Annotated in this window: 4 protein-coding genes; 1 reads left to right on the top strand and 3 read right to left on the bottom strand. The window is 72.1% G+C overall.

The annotated features are described in order from the left end of the window. Window positions 1-179 precede the first annotated feature (179 nt). Window positions 180-911, top strand: a complete 732-nt coding sequence (locus E4099_RS29610; RefSeq protein ID WP_386389154.1) for an SLATT domain-containing protein — start codon at window positions 180-182, stop codon at window positions 909-911. Between the two features lie 65 nt (window positions 912-976). On the opposite strand, the gene E4099_RS29605 is transcribed toward E4099_RS29610, so the two are convergent. From E4099_RS29605 to E4099_RS29595, 3 genes are all read right to left on the bottom strand, one after another. Then, entirely contained in the window at window positions 977-1627 is a 651-nt protein-coding gene (locus E4099_RS29605; protein ID WP_135342190.1) for a hypothetical protein, read from the bottom strand. Window positions 1628-1962: 335 nt separating this feature from the next. Beyond that, complete coding sequence (locus E4099_RS29600; protein WP_135342189.1) at window positions 1963-2643, bottom strand: GntR family transcriptional regulator; 681 nt, start codon at window positions 2641-2643, stop codon at window positions 1963-1965. A gap of 162 nt (window positions 2644-2805) precedes the next feature. Further along, window positions 2806-4179, bottom strand: coding sequence for an aspartate aminotransferase family protein (locus E4099_RS29595; protein WP_135342188.1), 1374 nt, complete (start codon window positions 4177-4179; stop codon window positions 2806-2808). Window positions 4180-4421: the final 242 nt, after the last annotated feature.

The raw sequence follows: 4421 nt of genomic DNA, 5'->3' as shown, positions 1-4421 counted from the left end.
TGCGGGGAGTGGTCGGGTGTCCTCTTTCGGGTGAGGGCGGGTGGGGGCGGAAACGCTCCGTTTATCCGATCGACCACCTCTTACGGTCGGAAAACCCCCGATCCACCCGTTAAGACCCACCGTTCGGCGGTAGGAAGGTGACTCCCGTCAGGAATCGCAGCCGCAGCAGGGAGTGCACGGTGAGCCAACCGGAGATGCGACCCGAGGGGCCGCCCCGCCCGGACTCGGGTCACGGGCGGAGCGATCTGCTGGGCCGGCCCCTCCCGCTGGGCGACTGGGGCGAGCCCGCGGCGCGGCTGGACGAGCTCTACCAGTGGGTGGAGCGCGGTGCGCTGCGGGTGGTGCGGTGGTACCTGGCCGACCGGGTGTGGAAGCGGCGTACGGCATGCGCGCTGCGCGCCGTGGCCGGGGCCGGGGCGCTGACCGGGGCCGCGCTGCCGCTGCTGGAGTTGAACGGGGTGCTGGACCACGGCGCGGCCTGGGCCGCGCTGCCGCTGCTGCTGGCGGTGGCGTGCGTGGCCGGGGACCGCTTCTTCGGGCTGACCGCGGGCTGGATGCGGGATGTGGCGACGGCGCAGGCGGTGCACCGGCGGCTGGAGACGCTGCAGTTCGACTGGGCGGCGGAGTGCGTACGCGAGGTGCTGGGGCCGGCCGAGGGCACCGCGAGCGAGGCCGCCGACCGCTGCCTGGGCGTGCTGCGGCGGTTCACCGAGGACATGGCGGAGCTGGTGCGCATCGAAACGGCGGGCTGGCTGGTGGAGTTCGGTTCCGGTCCGGTGCCGCTCTACACCCAGTCGCTGGCGGCCTGGGGCCCCCGCCCGGACGGCGGGGTCCCCGCCGGCCGCTTCCCGCTGCCGCCGGTCACCCGGCCCAACATGCCCCGCCAGCGGCCCCCGGAGCCGCCCCGCTGAGCGGTCCGGGGCCATGGGTCCCGTAGCGGCGGCGCCGGCGCTCCGGGCCTGCGCCGGCGAGGCCGTCAGCTGAAGACGATCATGGAGCCCTGGCCCAGGCTGCGGGTCGCCGCCGCGTGCAGGCCGAGCCATACGTGGCGTTCCCGGGCGAACGGCCCGTCCTCGTACGGGGTGGTGGCCGCCGGCTCCTCCAGGCTGGTGGGGCGCGACGGCGGCGCCGGGGCCGCGGGCGGGTTGACCGGGTCGATGCCCAGCGCCGGCGCGACCGTCTGGAGTTCGCGCAGCAGGCCGTGGCTGGACCCCAGGGGGCCGCCGCCCTCCATGAGTTCGTCGCTGCTCAGCGGGGCCGCGAAGTCCACCGGCACATAGGCCCCGGCATGGTCGTAGTGCCAGACCAGGTGCGACTGCTGCGCGGCGCTCTCGAACATTTCCAGCAACTGTTCGTAGTCTCCGCGGAGTTCGTCGACCGGGGTGACCGGGAGGCCGCACAGGTGCAGCAGGTAGGCGCGGCGCAGGAAGTGCAGCGCGTCGTAGTCGAAGCCCGCGACCGGGGCGACGTCCCCCGACAGGCCCGGCATGTAGCCGAAGACGGGCACCGGGGGCAGTCCTGACTCGCCGAGCACCTTGTCGTACGCCGCGATCTCCTCGGCGAAGGGGTTGTCGGGGCTGTGGCACAGCACGTCGACGAGGGGGACCAGCCAGAGGTCACATGCCACGCGATCTCGCTCTCGTTGTGGGGTGGGCACCGATCGGTTCGATTCCGGCTTCGGCAATGGGGGCCGGAATCGACCGGAGTCGACCGAGCCCGACCGGAACCGAAGTCGGCCGGAGCGGCCGGATTCCTGAGGAGTAATCGGGAGTTATCGGGTGCCGTACGGAGTGGACTGGACTTGTTCGAAGTCGATGGTGGTTGACCGGGATTATCCAGGGTGGGTCGGCAGTCGGCCCGGCGGGGCCCGGTCGGGCCAGCGTAGTGCCCCGGGTACGCCGCGCGAAGGGTGCCGTCGGGGACTTCCGCGCCCGGGTGGGGACCAGGGCGGTCCGCGGGGACTCAGCCCTGGGCGAGCCGTTCGATCAGGACCAGCGAGTGGGAGTTGTACGAGCTGATGATGCGCTCCGTCTCCACACCGTCGGCACGGGTCACCGCGTCGGTGAGCCGGGAGTGCTCGGCCCACAGCACCCCGGCGAGATCGGGCAGCCGGCGCAGGTAGGGCACCATGAACACCCAGGACTGCACCCGCATCCGCTGGAGGAAGTCGGTGATGTAGTTGTTGCCGATCAGCGAGGTCAACTCGCGGAAGAACCGCAGGTCGTAGCCGATGAGGATGTCCAGGTCGCCCAGGCGGGCGGCGCGTTCGGCCTCCTCGGCCCGGCGCCGTACCGAGACCAGGGCCTCCGGCGCGACGGCGTGCACCATGTCGGTGACCGAGCGGCGGAAGAGCCCCTCGGCGATCAGCGAGCGGGCCTCCAGCATCGACCGGAAGTCGTCCAGGGTGAACTCGTGCACCCTGAAGCCGCGGTGCTCCTCCACGTCCAGCAGGCCCTGCGAGCACAGGTCGATCAGCGCCTCACGGACGGGCGTGGCCGACACGCCGTACTGGTCGGCCATCTCCTTCACGGTGAACTGCCGGCCGGCCGGGAGTCTGCCCGCGAGCACCTCGTCGCACAGCGCGTCGGCGATCTGCTGACGCAGTGTGCTGCGCCTGACCGGACTACTGCCGGGCTCGGGCATCGACGACCGTCTCCTTCACATGTGAAACGTGCTGCGGCACGGCCGTGTGCACGCTTCGGCAGACGGCCCCCGCCTCACGATAAGCGAGGGCCGTCGCGTGGTCTGCACCTCTCTGCCCCCGGCAGACCGCCCCGGCGGGGTGGCGGCCGGGCCTCCGGCGCCTCAGACCGTGTGCGCGTCCGCGGTGGTCAGCGCCTCGTCCAGGATGGCCAAGCCCTCCTTGGCCTCCGCCTCGGTGACGGTGCAGGCCGGCACCACGTGCGTCCGGTTCATGTTGACGAACGGCCACAGCCCGCGCTGCTTGCAGGCGGCGGCGAACTCGGCCATCGGCTGGTTGTCGGCCCCGCTCGCGTTGTACGGCACCAGCGGCTCCCGGGTGGCCCGGTCCCGTACGAGGTCCAGGGCCCAGAACGCGCCCATGCCGCGCACCTCGCCCACCGAGGGGTGGCGCTCGGCCAGCTCCCGCAGCCCGGGACCGAGGACCCGCTCACCGATCTCCGCGGCGTTCTCCACGATCCGCTCCTCGGCCATGGTGTTGATGGTGGCGACGGCGGAGGCGCAGGCCAGCGGGTGGCCGGAGTAGGTCAGGCCGCCCGGGTAGGGGCGGGTGTCGAAGGTGGCGGCGATCTCGGCCGAGATGGCGACGCCGCCCAGCGGCACATAGCCGGAGTTGACGCCCTTGGCGAAGGTCATCAGGTCCGGGGTGACGTCCCAGTGATCGGCGGCGAACCAGCGCCCGGTGCGTCCGAAGCCCGCCATCACCTCGTCCAGGACGAAGACGATGCCGTACTTGTCGCAGATCTCCCGGACGCCGGCCAGGTAGCCGGGCGGCGGCACCATGATCCCGGCGGTGCCCGGCACCGTCTCCAGGATGATCGCGGCAATGGTCTGCGGGCCCTCGTAGGCGATGGTGTCCTCGAGGTGCCGCAGCGCGCGCTCGCACTCCTGCTCCTCGGTCTCGGCGTGGAACGGCGAGCGGTAGAGGAACGGCGCCCAGAAGTGCACCACACCGGCCGAGGCGGTGTCGGAAGGCCAACGGCGCGGGTCGCCGGTGAGGTTGATCGCGGCCGCGGTCGCCCCGTGGTACGAGCGGTACGCGGACAGCACCTTGCTGCGCCCGGTGTGCAGCCGCGCCATCCGTACCGCGTTCTCCACGGCCTCGGCGCCGCCGTTGGTGAAGAAGATCTTGTCCAGGTCACCCGGGGTGCGCTCGGCGATCAGCCGTGCCGCCTCGGACCGCACGTCCACCGCGAAGCCGGGGGCGATGGTGCACAGCTTGGCCGCCTGCTCCTGGATCGCGGCGACGACCTTGGGGTGCTGGTGGCCGATGTTGGTGTTCACCAGCTGGGAGGAGAAGTCGAGGTAGCGCTTCCCGTCGTAGTCCCAGAAGTACGAACCCGCGGCGCCGGCCACGGCCAGCGGGTCGATCAGCCCCTGGGCGGACCAGGAGTGGAAGACGTGCGCGCGATCGGCGGCCTTGACGGCGGCGCCGGCCGCGGGGTCGGGAACGACCTCAAAGTGTTCGGTGAGGGTCACGTTGCGTACCTCGGATCGCTGGTCGGACGGAGCGCTTCAGCCTAGAAAGGCGAGGGGGCCGACCGGCACCGCCAATCTGTATGGCCTCGGCCACGTCGCCCGGCATCCTGTCGGGCGTGGGGTGCCCTGTCGGGTGCGCGGCGGTCTGGTGGGGGCCGGGTGGTCTGTTGGGCGTGGGGCGCCCTGTCGGGTGCGCGGCGGTCTGCTGGGGCCGGTGGTTTGTTGAGCGCGCGGTGGTCTGT

The organism is Streptomyces palmae (genome assembly GCF_004684805.1).
Classification (GTDB): Bacteria; Actinomycetota; Actinomycetes; order Streptomycetales; family Streptomycetaceae; genus Streptomyces; species Streptomyces palmae.
Note: the sequence above shows the minus strand (reverse complement) of the source record. Positions and strands in the feature narration are given on the sequence as shown.

Coding starts and splice junctions, on each gene's coding strand:
- E4099_RS29600 (WP_135342189.1), bottom strand. CDS start 2,643: ATGCCCGAGCCCGGCAGTAGTCCGGTCAGGCGCAGCACACTGCGTCAG.